We start from the raw sequence: 18083 nt of genomic DNA, 5'->3' as shown, positions 1-18083 counted from the left end.
AAAAGTGAGAGTAAACGCGATCCGCCGCAAGTTTACAAGCGCAGCGCTACGTCCTTGAAAGTAAACGCGTTCTCCCGCGCACGACGCCTTGGGCTACGAGATGTGTATAACAGGATGCCTTTAGGGTGGTGAGGATGTCAATGCGTCCGCGGATAACACTCATGCGTCTGCGTAGAAGTCAAGGCTCTGAGCGCACCTGTTCGGTCAGTGTCTGCGGTCCGATTTTGTGTTATCGAATCCCGAACATTAAATCTTGCCGGGCACCTCGAATTCCTCCAGCCTTCGGCCCGCTTCAAGGTATGCGGCCAACCAGGTAGGCCGTCGCCCATAGCCCGTCCAAGTGTTTGAAGGATTCGTCGGATCGTAGTATCGCGCGCTCATAATCCTGGGCGGTGCGCCAGGTATCATGAACTCGTTGATTGCGCGTCCCTGCTCGACATAAGCGTTGAGCCATGCAGGTCGTTGCCCGCGGCCCGACCAGGTATTTAATGGATTTGCGGGATCCCTATAACGGGCAATCCCTTTGGGCGTCGCGTGTGAGAGGAACGGTACGAATTCAAATTCGACACGTGCTCTCCGATCGACGAGTTTGCGGCCAAGGTGCCGCGTAGCGGAGGCTTGCTTCATAACCAATTAAAGGTATCACGAAATGGTTCGTAACGGACATAGGGCGCATATGCACATTGTTGTCGTCGAGCGATCAAATGGGCCGTCCCCGAATATCTCCGGATACGATGGCCGATATAGTGTGGGCAAGGTAGTTGAATGACGTCGACTGTTCTAGCGATCCAGGATCTCCGATAGGATCCTCGTTGACGCTTCTCACAGTCCATCCTTGCTTCGTTTCCCAGTGGCATGATCTTGTTCCACGGTCGGTCGCCTCAAAAGGCGACTGCATATCCAGACTGCCGCATGGGATAGAGAAAAAGGCTCCTCGTAGAGGACGGTAGCGGGAATTGCTTAAGACTTCCTTATGCGATTTTTGCGAAACCAGAGCTTTCTTCCATGTTGCCTGCCCGGGAGGTGACGATCGACTCGGGCATCGGGCCGCATCTATACCAGACGCCCCATCCGCCATGAGACTAAACCCTCACCGACTGCGAATCACTTTGCGTTTAGCGATCCCCGGTGAACGGTTCTTTCGCTCGAAGCGGAAGCGACTGCTCATGGCGGACATCCGTGTTTCACCAAATAATGTCGATGCCAATAGAGTCGTGACGTTTCAGGTGGCGTTGGAGACGTATAACTGACGGCTGCGGGAAGATGTGGCTCAGGCGCCGGATATTGTAGACGCTAGCCAGGGCTAGCGTCCTTGTCGCGGACTCTTGCCAGAAGCGCCCTCTGCTTGATCGATGCCGGATAAACTTTGCCGGAAAGTTGGCAGGAAAGCGCAGTGCCGGCAAACTGCGTGCTGCGTTTGGGGTGACGGGAGTTGGAACGGTGGTCGCGGTTACCGGCTGCAGGCTATCGTGAAAGTGCGAACATTACTTGCGACTGCAGGTTCGCGCGCCATTTGTTGACGCTGTATCGAAAAGCCTCGAAGCTACACGCCCATTCGGGGAAGTTAGGGGGTGTACCCGTCAAGACAGAAAGAAGCGTAGTCGAATGGCGTGTCCTGCCGTTTCTTTATAGTGTCTATTTGAATTCTGGAATATTCTTGCACAAGCTAGCGATGAAGGTTTCCTAGGACGTTGTCACTCGTTGAGGTGACAGACGGGGTGAACCTTCCCAACGGTTGGTCGCCTGGGACGCTGGTGTTGCAAATCCCGAGTCACTTTACGTGGAGCGCCTCATGGCCGCACCTGCCGTCTCAATCATCACGCCAACCGCGAATCGGGAACGATTTCTTCCCGCTCTGGCCCGTTGCGTGATGCGTCAGTCAGTCAACTGGGAATGGTTGGTACATGATGATAGTCCCGAGCCAAGCGAGTTTATGCTGGAGTTATCAGCGAGAGATTCGAGGGTCCGTTATTTCCACCATCTTGGCCCGCGCATGACAATCGGAAGTAAGCGTAACTTTTTAATCGGTGAAGCGAGTGCGCCTGTGATCGCGCATTTCGATGACGACGATCACTACGCTTCTCATTATTTACCAGAAATCCTTCGATTAAAACACGATAACCATGCGGAGCTAGCAAAGCTATCCGAATTTTTCGTATATGCGCCAAGTACGAAGTTTTTCGGGTACATGGATCTGAATGCCGAAGTTGGTAAGCATTACGTCTTGAGCGGTGGCACCGTTGGTGAAATCGAATTTCACGACAAGATGAAGATTGGATCGGATTTCATTCTGTTTTATGGATTCTCGTACGTCTACGACAGACGGCTGGCGTCACTGGCGTCATTTGACGACGTGAACCTGTACGACGATGAAACATTTATCAGGCGGGTTGTCGGAGCGGATCGGAAGGTTATTGCCGCCGACGACCGCAATGCGTCCTGCCTACACCTTGTTCACCCCGCGTCCACGTCACGGTGCTTTTCTCGCTACGAGATGCCGGACTTCCTGTTATCGCGTGTCTTTCCCCAGTACGAAGGATATCCTGAGTAATCAGTACGCTGGCCAGGTACTTGGGATGCATATCGCCGGCTAACGAACAGGAGCCCGCACAGACCTTCGGGAACTGCGTCCAGCGGTCCAGAACGTCACGTTGGTGTTCGCCGATCCGATCCTATGTGTCAGGCGGATCATCCATGAACGATACGGAATTTCAGCGTTTCAACTTCTGTCGAATGCTGTATCAACGATTCGGCTAGCATCCTAGTCGAACGCCACCGGCGACGCGCTAGGGCTGAACGGCTCCATGCCATCAAGTTGGCAATTGGCCTGCGTGCTTAGCTGCGCCGCGAGAGTGACCGCAAGCACGTGCCCTCGCTCGCGATGCGGGATGGCGGGCTAGCCCGGTCAGTAGACGTCGCTGCCGATCATCAGCTGATGGGCCAATTTTGATTGCGGAAACTCATCTTTGTGGTGATGCTGACCAGTGTCCTACTGGGAGGGCAACCGACCGGGCGGGGCAGCATACACAAGTAAAAAGCAGGAGAGTTTCCTGTTTCCCTTTTGCGCCCGTCTCCTTAACGAGACCGGTTCTTCCGCATTCCCTGACTGGCAGTACTTCTGTAAACTGGAACGCGCCCGCAGCAAGGATACTGTATAAGATCAGATTGTTACCGGTTCCTTCGAGAGTCATCGTCGTCCCCTTCCGAATCCTCCTTCGGTGAAGCTTCTCCACGGCCAACAAAGGCCACATTCCCGTTAGCTTGGCGATATCGCCTTCGTCGCATTTTTCACGACGGGATCAAGAAAAGTGCCACACGCATATACAATTGTGTGCTCATTAAAAATACTAGGCATCTGCGATAGTTGATTGGGCCTGTGCGGCATGGCCACCGGCGTCACGTGTCGGGCGTGGTCCATTCCGAACGTGCTAAAGACGCTATATGAAGAGTTCAGCGACCGATGTAACGGTGCTCTACACAATCCGGCGCGCTTGCCGGAAAATGCGCAAGGCGAACGCTAGACTGTTGCTCTTGGATCTGCACACGTTCGAGGGCTTGAGGACGGCGAGCGTATTGGGGTGCAGAGGAGGTTTTGGCAGGCTAAGCGATCAGGCGTGGGTACACGGTATTTTCTATGTGGATAGGATAACGTATCAAATAAATCGGACTGCGATTCATACGGATGAACGCAGCGACACCATTGAGGTCGAGATCCGCGGTATCGAACTGCCTTTTGAGAAATGCGACGCATCAACTCGCCCATCGAGCGCGCCTGGTTTTTGGTCTTCAGTGACTGACTGGTCGTGACGGGAAGATGTGGCACGGGGAAACCTTCAGGGCTGCAACGTCCACCCGCTTGCCCAACACGGTGCCGCAGACTGGTGATCTTATCGAAACTCCCCGGTGTCGGCTCGAGAGGAAATGCCGTGAGGTCATGGTTGGCGTGATTTAGATATTTATTGTCAGGCTATCTAAATTCATATGTGTACCCAAAGGGTAATCTCGATGCCTGTCCACTTATTTTTTTGGAGTGATCCAATGAGTCATCGCGATACGGCCGTCATGGCGGCACGCCCGGCTTTGCTGATTGTCGGGCTACTTCTGGTTGCGACGAATCTGCGTGCGCCAATCACGGGCATTGCGCCGGTAATGGAGACGCTTGAGTCGTTTTTCACACTGACACCCGCGCAGGGGGGGCTTCTGACGACGCTGCCGTTACTTACTTTCGGCATCATCTCGCCATTTGCATCTATTTTTGCCAGGGAGTATGGGCTTGAGCGTTCAATCTTCGGTGCCCTGCTGGTCATCGCGGGCGGAGTGATCGTCCGTTCCATTGGAGCCGTCTGGTGCTTGTACCTCGGCACCGCATTCATCGGTGCGGGGATCGCCGTGGGGAACGTGTTGCTCCCCAGCCTCGTCAAGCGCGATTTTCCTACGAAGGTGCCGACCATTACTGGCACATGTGCGATCGCCATGGGGGGGGCCGCTGCGCTTGTTTCTGCCAGCGCAGTTCCATTCGGCAACGCGTTCGGATGGAGGATGGCGCTCGGAGCGACTCTCGTCTTTCCGCTGGTTGCCATGCTGGTCTGGAGCAGCCAGTTGGGCGGCCATACCCGGCCTGCCATGGGCACGCCGACGCCGCCGCATGGTGGACGGGTCTGGCATTCCGCGTTGGCCTGGCAGGTTAGCCTGTTCATGGGTGTCAATTCTCTCCTGTATTACGTGCTGGTCGCATGGTTGCCTTCGATCCTCACGTCGGCTGGTCTTTCACCCGCAGCGGCAGGCTCGATTCATGGCGTAATGCAAATCGCATCCGCTATTCCCGGGTTGCTGCTCGGGCCGATTGTCGGCCGTATGAAGGACCAGAAGCTGGTCGCGGCGGCGATGGGCATCCTCATGATTGTGGCTCTCTTGGGGTTCTGCATTGCCCCCCGATGGGCAATCGCGTGGGCGTTCTGCTTTGGTATGGGCTCGGGCGGGGGGGTGCTGTTGGCGTTGATCTTCATGGGCCTGAGAGCCGGTACTGCGCATCAGGCAGCGACTCTCTCTGGCATGGCGCAGTGTGTCGGATACCTGCTGGCCGCCTTTGGGCCAACACTCGCGGGCAAGGTCCACGACCTTACTGGAAGCTGGACGGTCGCGCTGTACATCGGCGTGGGACTGGCCATTGTTATGGTGATCTTCGGATTGCTGGCTGGTCGTTCGCGTACCATCGGCATGGCACATCCTCAGGCGTCTCACTGATGCAGCGAATATTGCAAAGCGCATCAGCCGAACCGCAGTGTCCTTCTCATCAACAATCAACCCTGCGACCCAACTTGACGTCCTGCCTGAAGGACCCTGAGGGGCGAGGGTTCTCGGAGCAAATCTGATGAATATCAAACCAACGGTCCTTAACATCTCCAGCACCTCTGCTGACTGGCGCGGATTGGCTCTGTCCAACTTTGGGCTTTCCCCGTTCGTCTTCAACGGGATGCTGTTCGCGTCCGTCGAGGGTTTCATACAAGGCATCAAGTTCCCTCAAGGCGACCCACGCCGATCGGAGGCTTTCAATCTGAGTGGCTGGGATGCAAAGCACCTTGGGGACCAGGCTGATCGTAGTGGTGCGTATTGGCAGGAAGTGTGTCTGCCGTACGGGTCTGCGCAACATCATCAGCTTATCGAAGGCGCTATCCGGGCGCGTATTGCACAGTCCCTCGGATTGCAGCAGGCACTTTTGTCGACCGAAGGTTCTGTCCTAGTGCATAACACTGGGCGAGTCGAATCGCCGACGACCTCGCTGCCGGCCGCCGTGTTTTGCAGAATTCTGACTGATATTCGGGGTGAATTGGCTCATACACGATCCTCTTGAAATTTAGGTGCGCGTACTGGCTGCCGGCCTGGCGGTTTCAGCCGTTGGAGAAAGTGCAGCGCGCGAGCATGATCGTCCACCCGGCCCAACCGTTATATGGCGTGGTTTTCTCGCCCTGCAGGAAGTCACCGAGATGTATCGCAGCTTCAGGCAAAATGAATGAATGCATTTATGGGTAAACACCAACCCTGAAGGGCGAGGTTTGCCACGCACAGGATCAACCGGTACCGACCTGGCCCCCTGCGCCGACTCGTCGGCTATGAGACGCGATCATGCTGGTTTCAAAGTGGGGAAATAGCCTTGCGGTCCGGCTGCCTGCGCCCGTTGTGGACTCGCTCGACCTGCACGAAGGCGACGATATCGAGATCGTCGCGGACGCGGGGCGTTTCGTCGTGGCCCGTAAGATGACGAAGCCCGACCTGCTTGCACGCTTCGACGAATTCCGCGGAACGATGCCTGCCGACTTCAAGTTTGATCGGGCCGAGGCAAATGAGCGCTAACGCTGGAAGAGTTGCTGCCGATACGAATGTCGCGCTTTACGTCGCATCCAGCGATGAAGAGAAGGTTGGCCGCGCGAAAGCCTTGCTCGCTCTCGAACCGATCACCAGCGTGCAGGTGCTGAACGAAGTAACGAACGTCTGCCTGCGCAAATTCAAGTTCAGCTGGGGGCAGGTCGACCGCTTTATCGAAACCACAACGGCGCTTTGCTATGTGGTCCCGGTGACGATCAACGTCTACGACGAGACTTGTCGCCTTGCCAGGCGTTACAAGTTTTCGATATGGGACGCGGGCATCGTCGCTTCTGCGCTTGTCGCCGGTTGCGACACGCTCTACACCGAGGACATGCAGCACGGTCTGGTCGTCGATGATCGACTCACGCTGATTAATCCTTTCCTCTGAACGGCCGGCGGCATCTATTTTTCTGAGTTGTCGCGGAGCGCTGGTGCAAGCGGCAAGTTCCGGAGTTTCGGATGTACGCCCGCTCTAAGTAGTCTGCACATTGCTGTGCAAACCTGGCTTTTTCTGCTTCGCAGAGGCCGGTTTCACGGTTGCCGAAACATCCGCCAGAGCCTTCCTCTCCACAGACTGCTGCGCCAGAGCTTGACGCCGAATGTTGATGGCCGCGTTAAGGTCGCGGTCCATCTTGAGTCCGCAGCCGCAGGGGAGCAAGTAGTTCGAGTGGGAGCACGGCGGTACGCGCTATTGCTCGTCCTTCGCGTTCCGTAAGCCCGGCAAGCCAGGGAAGGCGGAATACTTTCTTCTGTATCGCACGGCAGACGGTACGTGGCAACCGGTCGTGCTGCCTGACGGCACGGTGGCCGACGGCAAGGCCGAGACTTACGACCATTGCATCGAGACGATCTGTGGCACGCTGGAGACGTTTGTTACCAGCGTGTTTTCGGCGCAGAACCGGCGTTCGCTCGCGTCTTACGGTGCAAGCGAGATCAAGAGCCTGCTCGCGGAACTGCTGAAGATCGATCACCTTCGTGCGCTGTCGGCAAAAGCGGGCGATGTCGCGCAGGCTCGGGTTTAAGCGGTAACATAAGCGCACCGCGCAGCTGATCACCGAGGCAGGAAATCGAAAGCCGTGGAATGGCAGCTTGATCTTCTTCATTCCCGTATCCCGACCCTCCAACTCAGCAATATGAAAAAGCCCCGCTGGCCTCAACGAAAACCGCAAACGCTTCTTGGACTAGCGCTTGAGCTGAGCGCAATAAAAATGTCGTCGGCGAGGCGGTTCACCACCGCATCATCGGGCAGGGTACGGTCGGGCGGCTACTGGACGAAGTATCTGCCTGATGGGAGCTATTTCGACAGCGTTGGACAGTTCACGCACTATCGTAACAAGTACGGCGACGTCTTTGGCGACAGTGGCACGCAGAACGGCTTTGGCGCAGGCGTTTCCGGAGAAGTCGGCAAGCCGTTCGCGCTCGGATCGACCCGTATCGCGATCGAGCCTCAGGCGCAGTTGCTCTATCAGTATCAGTACCTGCACCTGAACCACTCCGATGACGGCATCTCGGAGATCAGCTCGAATACAACGAACGGATTGCGCGGCCGCCTCGGCTTCAGGCTCTTCAAAGCCAATCTGAGCAACGACTCGAAGACATCGAGCGTCACCCCTTATTTCACGGCGGACGTACTGCACGACTTTTTCTCGCTAGGGCAGACCACCATCGGCGGTACGTCGCTCGACAACGAACTGGGCAAGACATGGTATGAACTCGGCGTCGGTGTCACGGGCAACTTCAGCAGGAATTCAGAGCTGTATGCGAACGTGAAATACGCTCATGACTTCAGTGGCGACTATCGGCGCGACGTCTTTGCTCAGGCGAGGTACCGGTTCAGCTGGTAACGTCTGTCGCCAGTGGTGGCCGTTACGGGAAACCGTGGGTGACTGTTCCGGTTGACACACGGTGGACAGGATTGATGGGCCAACATGCCACCCTCAGCAGGTAGTATCCATAGCGACGACGGCTCCTAGGGAGCGACGATGAACGACGGCAAACCGGAAGTCACTGCTCACGCGCCGGGTTGATCCGGTGCAATTGGCGATCTTGCGACGCAGATCAAGGACGTATCCGGTGCGGCGTGCGTCGCACTGGTCATAGTGGATTCCTCGGGCAATGGCAGCTACTCTATCGCGAGCCCGCTGGAGGCTCAACTACCCATGCCCGATGTGCTGAAAAAAGTCGCGCGTGCACTTCGTACCCAACGGGCCGGGTCTGTGCAGTAAGCCGACATTTGCGCCGAAGGTGTGAAGGTCTGCAACGGATCGGAGACTTCGCCATCGCATGTGAGAAGGTAAAAGCGTCCGCCGCCGCCCGATTTGCGCGATGGAGCGTTGAGGGGCGCGGTCGGCCGGGGCTCAAGCCTCGTAGTGTCGACGCCGGTGAAAAATCCGTAAGGCCGGGGAAGGAAACAACGAGCACGCCACCGGTCGTGGCGGGTGCGTGGCTCGCGAGCATCGGCACCGTCTCCGCAGCCATATAGAAGCTGAAAAAAGGTACCACCATGTCCTCGATCCACGGCGCGCAGATCTTCGCGGTAAGGGCAGGCTCGGCCCGTTCACGAGCGCAGCGGCCTTGGTGACTTCCTCATGCACGATCTGCGGCGCACCTTCGTCTCGAGGCTTTAATTGAAGGGGGGCCGCTCTATCGCGGCTATTCGGTAACGCGCCGGCGCGAGACAATTCCTGCGTACACTTTACTCAATATGCAAGAGGGACCGGGCCTGTTCGAGCAGCGCGCGTGACGCGGCAAACTCGTTACGACCTGCCAATGTGAGCGCCGCCTGCGCCGTTTGCACGAAGAGTCTGTCGTCGAAGGTCACATCGTTCAGTTCAATCGCAGAATCAGGCTCATCGTGCTTTCGAAAGACGGCCTGCAGTTCAATTGCGTCCGTTCGCATGGCTTCGGGGCCAGCCTTTGCCAGAATGTCGGCGGCGGCGGCCAGTTGGTGCAACGCGTTGAGGAAGTCAGAGTGTTCCATCAACAAGTCATCCAAGATGAATCGTTGGCGCTCGCAACTACGGAACCTTCTTCGATGTTGCGGTGTTGTTGTGACGCCGTCAGCTTCATTCGTGAGTCGCTTAAGAGACGCGGCATGTCAAGGGTAGTTTGATTTTCTAGTGATACGTCGCGCTGTCGCGATGTCAAGGCGACGAGCGCTTCATTTGTGAACGTTGTAGGCGGTTCCCGCTGCGACCGTATTAACGACGGTTTAATGTTAGGGATACCGCTACTACAATTCAGTACGCGTCCCCCGAGCTTTTTTATTGTGTTCAAGAATTGCCGATGAGCCTCGACCTCCGAGCACGCGTTGAGCTGCTCACATTTCTTGTCGTCTCGCATTTACTGTCCAGGTCGACGACAGGCGAATGGCTGTCCGCAGAACACGTCGTCGAATCCACCCGGATGTGGTTCAGCGCAAATGGAGCGAACGCGGACTGGCTGCAGCCGGTCATACTCGCAAGCGGTGCACTCGACGTTGCACAGAGAGTCGCCTGCAACTCGCCGTCGATGGCCGATATCAAGTCCGTTTCTTCAATGCTATGCGAGAACCTGAGGCTTGATTTCCGCTCGCCCCTCTCATGTTCCCTGTACGAGGTGTGCCTGAATTACCTTGCCAGCAGGCCGTCGTTCACCTGGCTCTAGCACCATCCATCGCGTAGGGCATTGGGGGTTCACCTGATGTTGCGCAGGTTCCCGGAAGTACACTCGTGTTCCTGACGCCGAGCTGCCGACAGCGCGAAGCGTCAACAACAACGGTGCTTGCGATGCGGTCATGCAAAGCCTGCTCTCGCTGATTGAACAGGAGCCACAGAAACTCCGCGCCGCACGTAGCATACGTAAACAGACAGACGCATAACTCATTGGGTTTGCGAACCACTGCGTTAAGCGATACTTCGGCACAGTAAAAAAAATCCCCGCACGCGAGGCAGCGTGCGGGGCCATGGACGAGTGCCCGATAGTGCAACGTACCGAGCACTTTCACTCTAGACCAAGACTGCTCGGTGATAAAGGTTAGTAACCGACCGCGATCACTCGGCCGCGAGGCGTCTCTGAAGGCAAAGCAATGATGTTAACGGAAGAGTCTAGGATCGAGCGTGAAAGCGTTGACGGCGATAACCGTCACGGTGCGCATGTCCGGATGGAGTGGATTGAGGATGTAGTTGAAGTCGGCCGGACACACGACAGACGGGACTTTCATCGCGAGTGCATTTGCCTCTGTGATCCACGCCTGTCCGATCGTAATGGTTGTCTGCGGCGTGATCCCAGCCTGATTCCAGTCAGAGGGAAGAACGGGTTCGTGGGCGACAGCGATCAGCTTGTCGGACACCTCGATTGTCACGAGAATCAGGTTCCTGAGTGGCAAGAGACCCGATGCGTGAACCCGGGTCTCGAGAACGGCCGTCGAAGCGTTCGCGCTGGTGTAGAGAACGGGCGTGCCGCGAGCATTCCAGCGTCCACCCGACAGCGCGGCGCCGTTGCCTCTCAGATCATCGGCCCGATACCGCCCGGGTTTCTCCTTCGCAAGCCGGAAGAGCCTCAAACGCCAACCCCGAACTCGATGCGCATGAGCAGATCGCGAACGCGGTCGAAACCGGACTGCGTGTCGAGCATGGCGAGCGGTGGTTCGTCGTCAAGCTCGACGTGCGGAGACTTCATCCACTCGGCCGCGCTGCCGGCGTCCTCGAACACGTCCCGCGCGTGCGCGAAAGTCATCAGGACCCGCGCTACGCGATCGCCTTCCGATGCACTCAACCGTTCCTGCGAGGACTTCTTGCGGGCGATGGTGCTGTTGGGCAGGCGAAGGCTTTCGAGCAGGGTCTTGGCCTGAACGTCCAGAAGCTCTCTGGCGATACGGGTGACGACGATTGGCTCGAATCCTTCACGGATGACACGTGTTTGCTGGGCCAGATCCATGGCCATGAAAAGTTCGAGATCCCCCTCATTACCGCCTCGGCCGAAAGCGGGGGGGGCTTTGCGGCGGTTGCCAGCGGGCGTTGCTGGAGCGTGAGCGCGGTGCATGGCGATTTCCAAACGGGATCGATAGTGTTCCCATTATAGAAAATCTCATTCGGAAGTCAATAGGGTGCCATTTGAGAGATTGCGGAGATGCATGGCATGGAGGGGCCGGCGCAGAGATACACAAGCGCAATCGCTGTCAGAGGTCCCAACGGGCAAAGACATAGAGCACGCCTGTCGCGACGGACAGGAGCGCTTCCACAACAGTCCGTTGATCCAGGCGGTGCGGATTTGCGCGGCGGCGGGGCGCAGTCCCATCCCTGAGACACTCTCGACGTCCGCCATTACCTCACCTACTCCTTGCCGGCACATCGGGCGAGCAGACCCGGGCCGCCCGCGAGTCCTTCTTGTTGTCTCACAACTGGAACACTCACGACCTCCCCGCCAATACAGCTGATCATTACCCGCAATTCTGTCCGGCGTTGCTTGTAAACTGCCGGGCATGATGTTAGCTTTTCGCCTGCACGATTTCTTTGTGGTGATGGACGACATAGTCTGACACGGGTGATCTCGACGATTGGGCGAGTGATGAGTTCGGCGCGGCACAGTTGGGCGACGCTCGCCTGACGCAGCGTCTGATCGCACTCGCGCGCCGACTCTCGCGGGCTCCGCAATGCTCGTTTCCACAGTCGCTCGATGGCGCTGACCTCAAGATCGGGTACCGCTTTTCTGACAATCCAACGGTAGACACCGACGGCGTGCTGAGTCCGCATATTGGTCAAACGCTCGACCGTATGGGGCAGGTGCCCGTTGTGCTGGCGGTGCAGGATACGACCGAATTCAACCTCAGTCATCTGCCGGCCACTGAAGGCCTGGGCTATGGCACCGGCCATAATCTGCGCGGCTTCATGATGCATAGCGTGCTGGCAGTGACGCCGGAGGGCTTGCCGCTCGGTGTGCCGGGCATGAAGACCTCGATCCGCCCACCGGATGAGTTCGGCAAAGGGCAGTCGCGTAAGCAGCGCACCATTAGCGATAAGGAGAGCGTCAAGTGGCTCGAAGGCCTTGAGCATCTGTCGGCGCTCAAAGGCCATTGCCCTGAGACACATATCGTTGGTGTGTGTGACCGCGAGGGCGATGTCTACGATGTATTCGTCGCCGAACGCCCAACTGGCGTCGATTGGCTGGTTCGCGCAGGTCGGAATCGCAGTGTCGCTCATCCGGAGAAGTACCTGTGGGAGACGATTGCCGCGGCACCCGTGCCGGGCCGGACCGAATTGCAGATCCCGGGCCCGGGCCGCACGATTGCGCGCACGGCCGGCCTGGCGCTGCGATGCGCGCCGGTACGGTTGCGCCCGCCGCGCTACCGGCGCCACAAGGGACTGCCGGACATCGATGTGTTTGCGAATCATGCCATCGAGGAGGATGTTGCCGAAAGCCTTGAGCCTCTCGAATGGATGTTGCTCACCTCGGTGCGCACGCGTACTCACGAAGACGTGCTGGAGCACCTGGCGTGGTACGCGCGACGCTGGACAATCGAGTCGTGGCATCGCGTGCTCAGGAGCGGCTGTCGCGTTGAGGCACCGCAGTTCGGCAACCTTGAGCGGTTCGTGCGTGCCACGGCGCTGTTTGCCGTGATCAGCTGGCGTATCCTGTATGCGACGTTGCTGGCCCGACTTGACGGCGACCTGCCGTGCGAAGTCCTGCTTCAGCGTGTCGAGTGGCGCGCACTGTATTGCCGCATGCATGGCACAACGAAGCTGCCTCCCCAGCCTCCATCACTGGCGCAGGTCGTACTCTGGATCGCCCGGCTCGGTGGCTATCTCGCGCGCAAGCATGATCGTCCGCCCGGCCCAACCGTTATATGGCGCGGTTTTTTCGCCCTGCACGAAGTCACCGCGATGTATCGCATCCTCAGGCAAAACGAATGACTCTATTTATGGGTAAACATCAGCCAATACAGTCCGGGAGGATCACGGGTCGTTGTCTGGATGTACAAGACCCTGATTGCGATGGCACGTCATTTGCCTGATGGTGGACGTCCGGCCGACGACTGGAGCGACGTGCCGCGATTGACCGGTTGCGCGACAAGCCCCGTCGTTTACGGCTGAGCTTTACCCACAAGTTACGGACCTGAATTAAAGATGCGGAACATCTCGGTGATTTCGTGCAGGACCAGGAAGCCTCGCCAGATGACAGTTGTGCCGGGCGGAGGATCATTGTGGCGATTGAAATAGCCGTCCAGGGTGGCAATCCACAGTACCGCCTGCTGCAGGGACGGCATATCCGGCGGCCGGGTGGTACGGTGTACTCGGCAATACAACGCCTGCCAGTCAGCGGGCTGGAGGACCACATCACAGGGCAACTCGCCATCAAGGCGAGCCAGCAAGGTCGTGTAAAGGATGCGCCAGGCGATCACGGCAAACAGTGCCGTAGCGCGCACGAAACGCTCGAGCGTACCGAACTGGCGGGCTTCGATGCGGCAGCCGCTCTTGAGCACCCGGTGCCAAGTCTCGATTGTCCTGCGCCGCGCGTACCACTGCAACCGCTCAAGCGCCTGTTCTGGCGAGTGTGTTGGCACAGAACTGAGCAGCATCCATTCGATCGGTTCGATACCGACGGGCGGTTCGTCCTCTATGGCGTGGATAGCAAAAACATTGAGTCCGGGCAACTGGCCGGCCCGCGCCTTGGGCGGCTGCAGGCGTACAGGCGCGTATCGCAGCGTCAGGCGTGCCGTACGCTGGGCACGAGTACCTTTGGCTGGCACTGGCAGATCAATGTGCCCGGCTACAGGAGTACCCAGCACTGCCTGCCAGAGATTGCGTTGCGGATGGTGGGCGCGGCGGTTCCAGGCCGCGCGCACCAGCCAGTGGGCACCCTCTGGCCGCTGCGTCGCGAACAGTTCATAGACATCGCTCTCGCGGTCCCCGATGCCTATGAGTTGCGTGTGCGCACAGCGCACCTTCAACGCCGACAGGTGCGCAGGCCCCACGAACCACTTGACGCTTTCCTTCTCGTGGATCGGCCGGGACTTACATTGCGCGGCACTACCTGTGACTGCTTCAGGGCGCGTCCATGTCTTCATGCCGAGAACGTCCAGAGGCAAACCCTCCGGACTAACTGCCAGCAGGCTGTGCATCAGGAAGCCACGCTCATTGCCACCGGTACAGGGGCCCAGGCATTCTGTGGCATGCAGATGCGTCAGGTTGAATTCGGTGGTGTCCTGTATGGCCAGCACCACTGGAATCTGCTCCATACGGCGCAGTGTTTGTGCGATATGCGGCGCCAGCACGCCGTCAGGGTCGATCAGGTCGTTGGCGAAGAACCGATAGGCCGCCTTCAGTTCAGCGGGCGACAGCGCTTGTGGCAGCGAAGTGTGGGGACTGGTCGCCAGTTGGCGCGCCAGAGCCACAAGGCGCTGCGACAGGCGAGCGTCTCCGGGATTCGCTTGCGCGAATTCCTCGTTCGCCCAGTCTGCCGTGTTGTCTCCGATTGCCAATCCGCTGCCGCTGCATCCACGATTCAACCTTGCACGGAGGGCCATCACTGCATTAAACCCGACTGCAAATCCGTCCGTTGAAATGGGTCAACCTCAAATCGATCAAAATACTTCGCAATTTATAGACGGTTTAACTGGTGATAAGGATAATAAATGACTGCTTCTTGCAGTTCTTCAGTAGCGCTTTTGGGCGGTCAGAATTTGAAGTTGCAGGGACTTATCGATAACAAAAGCTGGCCAGCCGGATACGAGTATGTCCAGTCGATCGTGCAGCAGAAAATGGCGAAAGGGACTGGGTACTCGAACGATCTGCAAATTCTCTCGAATTGGCTAAGCAACGCGGCAACGCGCCTCTACACCTGCAATGATCGCATCCGCGTCATGCCCCTCTGACCGGATGAAGACTCGTGAGCCCCTGAGCAGTTCGAACGACGCTTCAGGTTGGCAAACAGAACGGAGCGCATTTATTCCGGTTACGCACTTCATGGCTAACACCTAGTTGTCGAGCTGAGTCGTCGCTTTGATAGCCGCCCAACGGTGAAAGCGAACACCAGCAACTAGCCCGGCAAGCGACCCTTCCGCTGCAACGGCCGTCTGTGCATGTGACATCAGCCTACCGTTTCCATCACACCTGATAGCTCAGCAGGTGACTGCCCGTCCGCTCCTGAGCGCCTTGTAAAGCGCGATCAGTTTGTCGCGCAAAACCACAGCCCGCCAGTTCACGCTCGCAGAGACCGAATTCCGCTATGGGTCGAGATTGGCCCTAAGGTGATTTTCCATAGGGCAGAGCGCGCCCCGCACACACTCATTCGTGAAAGGAAAGGTACGCAAAATCAGGATTTTGCAAAACCGCGGTAAATGGCACGGAAGTTGATTGCGACCACCGGTGCGTGGTCGTCAAAAGCGAAGCATTCCCGCTGCGCCAAGGATGGCATTCACTGATGCCATGACGATCGTCCACGCAGAAAGGACGTTATATGAAGGAACAAAGTAGGTCGGCTAGTCCGGGTCCTCATCAACATCCAGTTGGCGCGGGACACGGCAGGCCAGTGCAGCTTGGGCGCGGAGGGCCAGCGCACGCCCCGCAACGCGACAGGAGCGTGAACCCGGGATTGTCACCGTTGCAAAGGCCAATGACTCCTCCCATTGCACGGCTTGATAGCGCGGGGCACGGCAGGGCGCTGCAGCCTATGCATAGGGGAAAAACTTCCGTTCCACAGCGGGACAGGAGCGCGAACCCGGGACTGTCGCCGATGCAGGGGCCGGTGGTTCCTCCCGTTGTACGGCGCGACAGCACAGCGAATGGCCGGTCAGTGGAGCCTAGGCGCAGGCGGCCAACTCCCGCCCCACAGCGGGACAGGAGCGCGAACCCGGGTTTGTCGCCGATGCAGGGGCCGGTGGTTCCTCTCGTTGCACGGCGTGGCAGCGAAGTGAATGGCCGGTCAGTGGAACCCGGGCGCAGGCGGCCCACGCCTGCCCCACAGCGGGACAGGAGCCCGAACCCGGGATTGTCGCCGGTGCAGGGGTCGAGGATCTCTCCGGTTGCCAGGCGCGACAGCGTTGTCGCCCCACCGCGTGACGCGGGCGCGAACCACGAATTGTCGCCGATTCAGGGGCCGATAACCTCTCCGGTCGCGCGCCGCGACAGCGTCGTCGCCTCACCGCGCGACGCGAGCGCGAGCCAGGGTTCGTTGTCGATGCAGCGCTCGTCGCTCCCTCAGCGACGCGACAGCGTTGTCATCGACATGCAAGCGCCGGCTGTAGCAGCGCCCACCGGGAGCTGGGGGCGATGGGCTACCAGGTACGGGCCCAGCCTGTCCGAGTTCGGCGGCGCGATAGGGTCGAGCATCGCGTCGCAGATGAAATCCGGATCGGCGCTTGCGAAGTCCTTCGGCGGGGTCGGCGGCGGGCTTTGGAGCGCCGGCGGCGCTCTATCGGAATGGGGCAACTGGACGTCCTCGACCTACAGCAGACTGACAAGTGCGATCAACGCCGTCAATATCGGTGCCGGAGTGGCGAGCACAACGAACGCACTCACCTCGGGCGACACGCAAACCCGCGCGGGATACGCTTCGTCCGCCTTGTGGGGGATAAACGCAATCGCGAGCGGAGTGCAAAGCTACAGAAGTTCTCCACGCGACGCGAGAGTCAGGCGATACCAGATGCTCGGCGCAGGGCTCAATACGTTGGCCAGCGGGCTATCCGCCACCGCCACCAATGTATCGCATAACGACCCCGACGGTAGTGCTGCCGGATGGTACAGCCTTGCCTCCTCGGTGACCTGGGGGCTGGGTGCCATGTCGATGGGGGTCGCGGCCCGCTATGAGCGTCAGCCTTGAGCGGCGACCGAAACAAAGGGGCATAAAAACTGCGTCCACGCGAAGGCAGAATTTCGTCCGCGAACCCGCTAGGTTCCACAGCGATCGTCGATGTTCGTCCGGGCAAGTTTCGGCCAGTTTGAGACGTTCGACATGGCTGCCGAGGTCACTGACAATTGTCGAAGACCGCGCACACTATTGACGTTCGTTGCCATCCGGTCTGCCGAGAGGTGGCTTCGAGAATTCGGACAGTTCGTTGAGTGGAAAAGCTGGGGCGTGAGTCGGCCATAATGGCCGGCAACAAGGAACCAGAAGATGACGAAGCGAAACCGACGGACCCACTCGCCAGCGTTCAAGGCAAAGGTTGCCCTGGCAGCGCTCAAGGGTGACAAGACGCTGGCAGAGCTGGCCCAGCAGTTTGATGTCGATCCGAACCAGATTACGGACTGGAAGAAGCAACTGCAGGAGCGGGTTGCCGATGTGTTCGACGCAGGCAACCCGGCGCCAGCGGCACCGCCAGTGGACGTGAAGGTACTGCACGCGAAGATCGGGCAGTTGACGCTGGAGAACGATTTTTTAGAAAGCGCGCTGAGCAAGGCGGGACTGCTGGGCGTAAGGCGATGATCGATCGTGATCACGCCCTGCCGGTGACACAGCAGGCGCGGCTGGTAGGCATTAGCCGGTCGAGCGCCTATTACCAATCGCGTAGGGTCAGCGAAGCGGATCTGAAATTGATGCGCCGGATTGACGAGCTTCACCTCGAGCATCCATTTGCGGGGGCGCGAATGCTGGCACGGCTGCTGCGTCGCGAAGGCATCAAGGTCGGGCGCAGACACGTCAGCACCTTGATGAAGCGCATGGGCGTCGAAGCGTTGTATCGCAAGCCAAACACGAGCCGCAAGCATGCAGCCCACAGGATCTGGCCGTACCTGCTTCGCAACCGG

Annotated in this window: 13 protein-coding genes and 3 pseudogenes; 11 read left to right on the top strand and 5 right to left on the bottom strand. The window is 58.5% G+C overall.

All coding sequences use genetic code 11. The features are described from left to right. Nucleotides 1–246: 246 nt before the first annotated feature. Nucleotides 247–627, bottom strand: coding sequence for an H-NS histone family protein (locus tag HV796_RS46065; protein WP_175232738.1), 381 nt, complete (start codon nucleotides 625–627; stop codon nucleotides 247–249). A 1165-nt stretch (nucleotides 628–1792) separates the two neighbouring features. On the opposite strand from HV796_RS46065, the gene HV796_RS36575 reads away from it, so the two are divergent. The 7 genes and pseudogenes from HV796_RS36575 (at nucleotide 1793) to HV796_RS36545 (ending at nucleotide 8207) form a co-directional block, all read left to right on the top strand. Continuing rightward, nucleotides 1793–2551: a glycosyltransferase family 2 protein gene (locus HV796_RS36575; RefSeq protein ID WP_175232737.1), complete on the top strand. Its 759-nt coding sequence runs from the start codon at nucleotides 1793–1795 to the stop codon at nucleotides 2549–2551. Between the two features lie 1487 nt (nucleotides 2552–4038). Next, on the top strand, nucleotides 4039–5244 hold the full coding sequence (locus HV796_RS36570; RefSeq protein ID WP_175232736.1) for an MFS transporter: 1206 nt from the start codon (nucleotides 4039–4041) through the stop codon (nucleotides 5242–5244). Nucleotides 5245–5371: 127 nt separating this feature from the next. Next, entirely contained in the window at nucleotides 5372–5851 is a 480-nt protein-coding gene (locus HV796_RS36565) for an NADAR family protein (RefSeq protein WP_175232735.1), read from the top strand. Nucleotides 5852–6123: 272 nt separating this feature from the next. After that, nucleotides 6124–6351 (top strand): AbrB/MazE/SpoVT family DNA-binding domain-containing protein, encoded by a 228-nt coding sequence (locus HV796_RS36560; RefSeq protein ID WP_175232734.1) that lies wholly within the window; start codon nucleotides 6124–6126, stop codon nucleotides 6349–6351. Further along, nucleotides 6341–6751, top strand: a complete 411-nt coding sequence (locus tag HV796_RS36555; protein WP_175232733.1) for a PIN domain-containing protein — start codon at nucleotides 6341–6343, stop codon at nucleotides 6749–6751. Before HV796_RS36560 ends, HV796_RS36555 begins: the two co-directional genes overlap by 11 nt. A gap of 274 nt (nucleotides 6752–7025) precedes the next feature. Further along, nucleotides 7026–7373 (top strand): annotated as a pseudogene (locus tag HV796_RS36550) (SMC family ATPase); the annotation flags it as partial. Nucleotides 7374–7496: 123 nt separating this feature from the next. After that, nucleotides 7497–8207, top strand: a complete 711-nt coding sequence (locus tag HV796_RS36545; protein WP_175232732.1) for an autotransporter outer membrane beta-barrel domain-containing protein — start codon at nucleotides 7497–7499, stop codon at nucleotides 8205–8207. Between the two features lie 851 nt (nucleotides 8208–9058). Here the strand turns inward: HV796_RS36545 and HV796_RS36540 are convergent. Beyond that, complete coding sequence (locus HV796_RS36540; protein ID WP_217478106.1) at nucleotides 9059–9358, bottom strand: hypothetical protein; 300 nt, start codon at nucleotides 9356–9358, stop codon at nucleotides 9059–9061. Between the two features lie 290 nt (nucleotides 9359–9648). Here HV796_RS36540 and HV796_RS36535 point away from each other — a divergent pair, with 290 nt between their 5' ends. Then, on the top strand, nucleotides 9649–10008 hold the full coding sequence (locus HV796_RS36535) for a hypothetical protein (RefSeq protein WP_175232730.1): 360 nt from the start codon (nucleotides 9649–9651) through the stop codon (nucleotides 10006–10008). A 427-nt stretch (nucleotides 10009–10435) separates the two neighbouring features. Here the strand turns inward: HV796_RS36535 and HV796_RS36530 are convergent, their stop codons facing one another. After that, the gene (locus tag HV796_RS36530; protein WP_175232729.1) at nucleotides 10436–10906 is read right to left on the bottom strand and encodes an RES family NAD+ phosphorylase; all 471 of its coding nucleotides are present in this window, start codon (nucleotides 10904–10906) and stop codon (nucleotides 10436–10438) included. Next, the gene (gene parS, locus HV796_RS36525) at nucleotides 10903–11286 is read right to left on the bottom strand and encodes a type II RES/Xre toxin-antitoxin system antitoxin (RefSeq protein ID WP_175232728.1); all 384 of its coding nucleotides are present in this window, start codon (nucleotides 11284–11286) and stop codon (nucleotides 10903–10905) included. The genes HV796_RS36530 and parS overlap by 4 nt, the downstream gene beginning before the upstream one ends. A 623-nt stretch (nucleotides 11287–11909) precedes the next feature. Here parS and HV796_RS36520 point away from each other — a divergent pair. After that, nucleotides 11910–13253: pseudogene (locus tag HV796_RS36520) on the top strand (IS4 family transposase); the annotation flags it as partial. Nucleotides 13254–13447: 194 nt separating this feature from the next. Here HV796_RS36520 and HV796_RS36515 read toward each other — a convergent pair. Further along, nucleotides 13448–14821: an IS4 family transposase gene (locus tag HV796_RS36515; RefSeq protein WP_246356243.1), complete on the bottom strand. Its 1374-nt coding sequence runs from the start codon at nucleotides 14819–14821 to the stop codon at nucleotides 13448–13450. A 1859-nt stretch (nucleotides 14822–16680) separates the two neighbouring features. Here HV796_RS36515 and HV796_RS36510 point away from each other — a divergent pair. Continuing rightward, entirely contained in the window at nucleotides 16681–17160 is a 480-nt protein-coding gene (locus HV796_RS36510) for a hypothetical protein (RefSeq protein ID WP_175232725.1), read from the top strand. 294 nt (nucleotides 17161–17454) lie between these two features. After that, a pseudogene (locus HV796_RS36505) lies at nucleotides 17455–18083 on the top strand (IS3 family transposase); the annotation flags it as partial.

The organism is Paraburkholderia humisilvae (assembly GCF_902859855.1).
In the GTDB taxonomy this organism is placed as follows: Bacteria; Pseudomonadota; Gammaproteobacteria; order Burkholderiales; family Burkholderiaceae; genus Paraburkholderia; species Paraburkholderia humisilvae.
The sequence above is the reverse complement of the archived record's forward strand: the minus strand, read 5'-3'. Positions and strand labels throughout refer to the sequence as shown.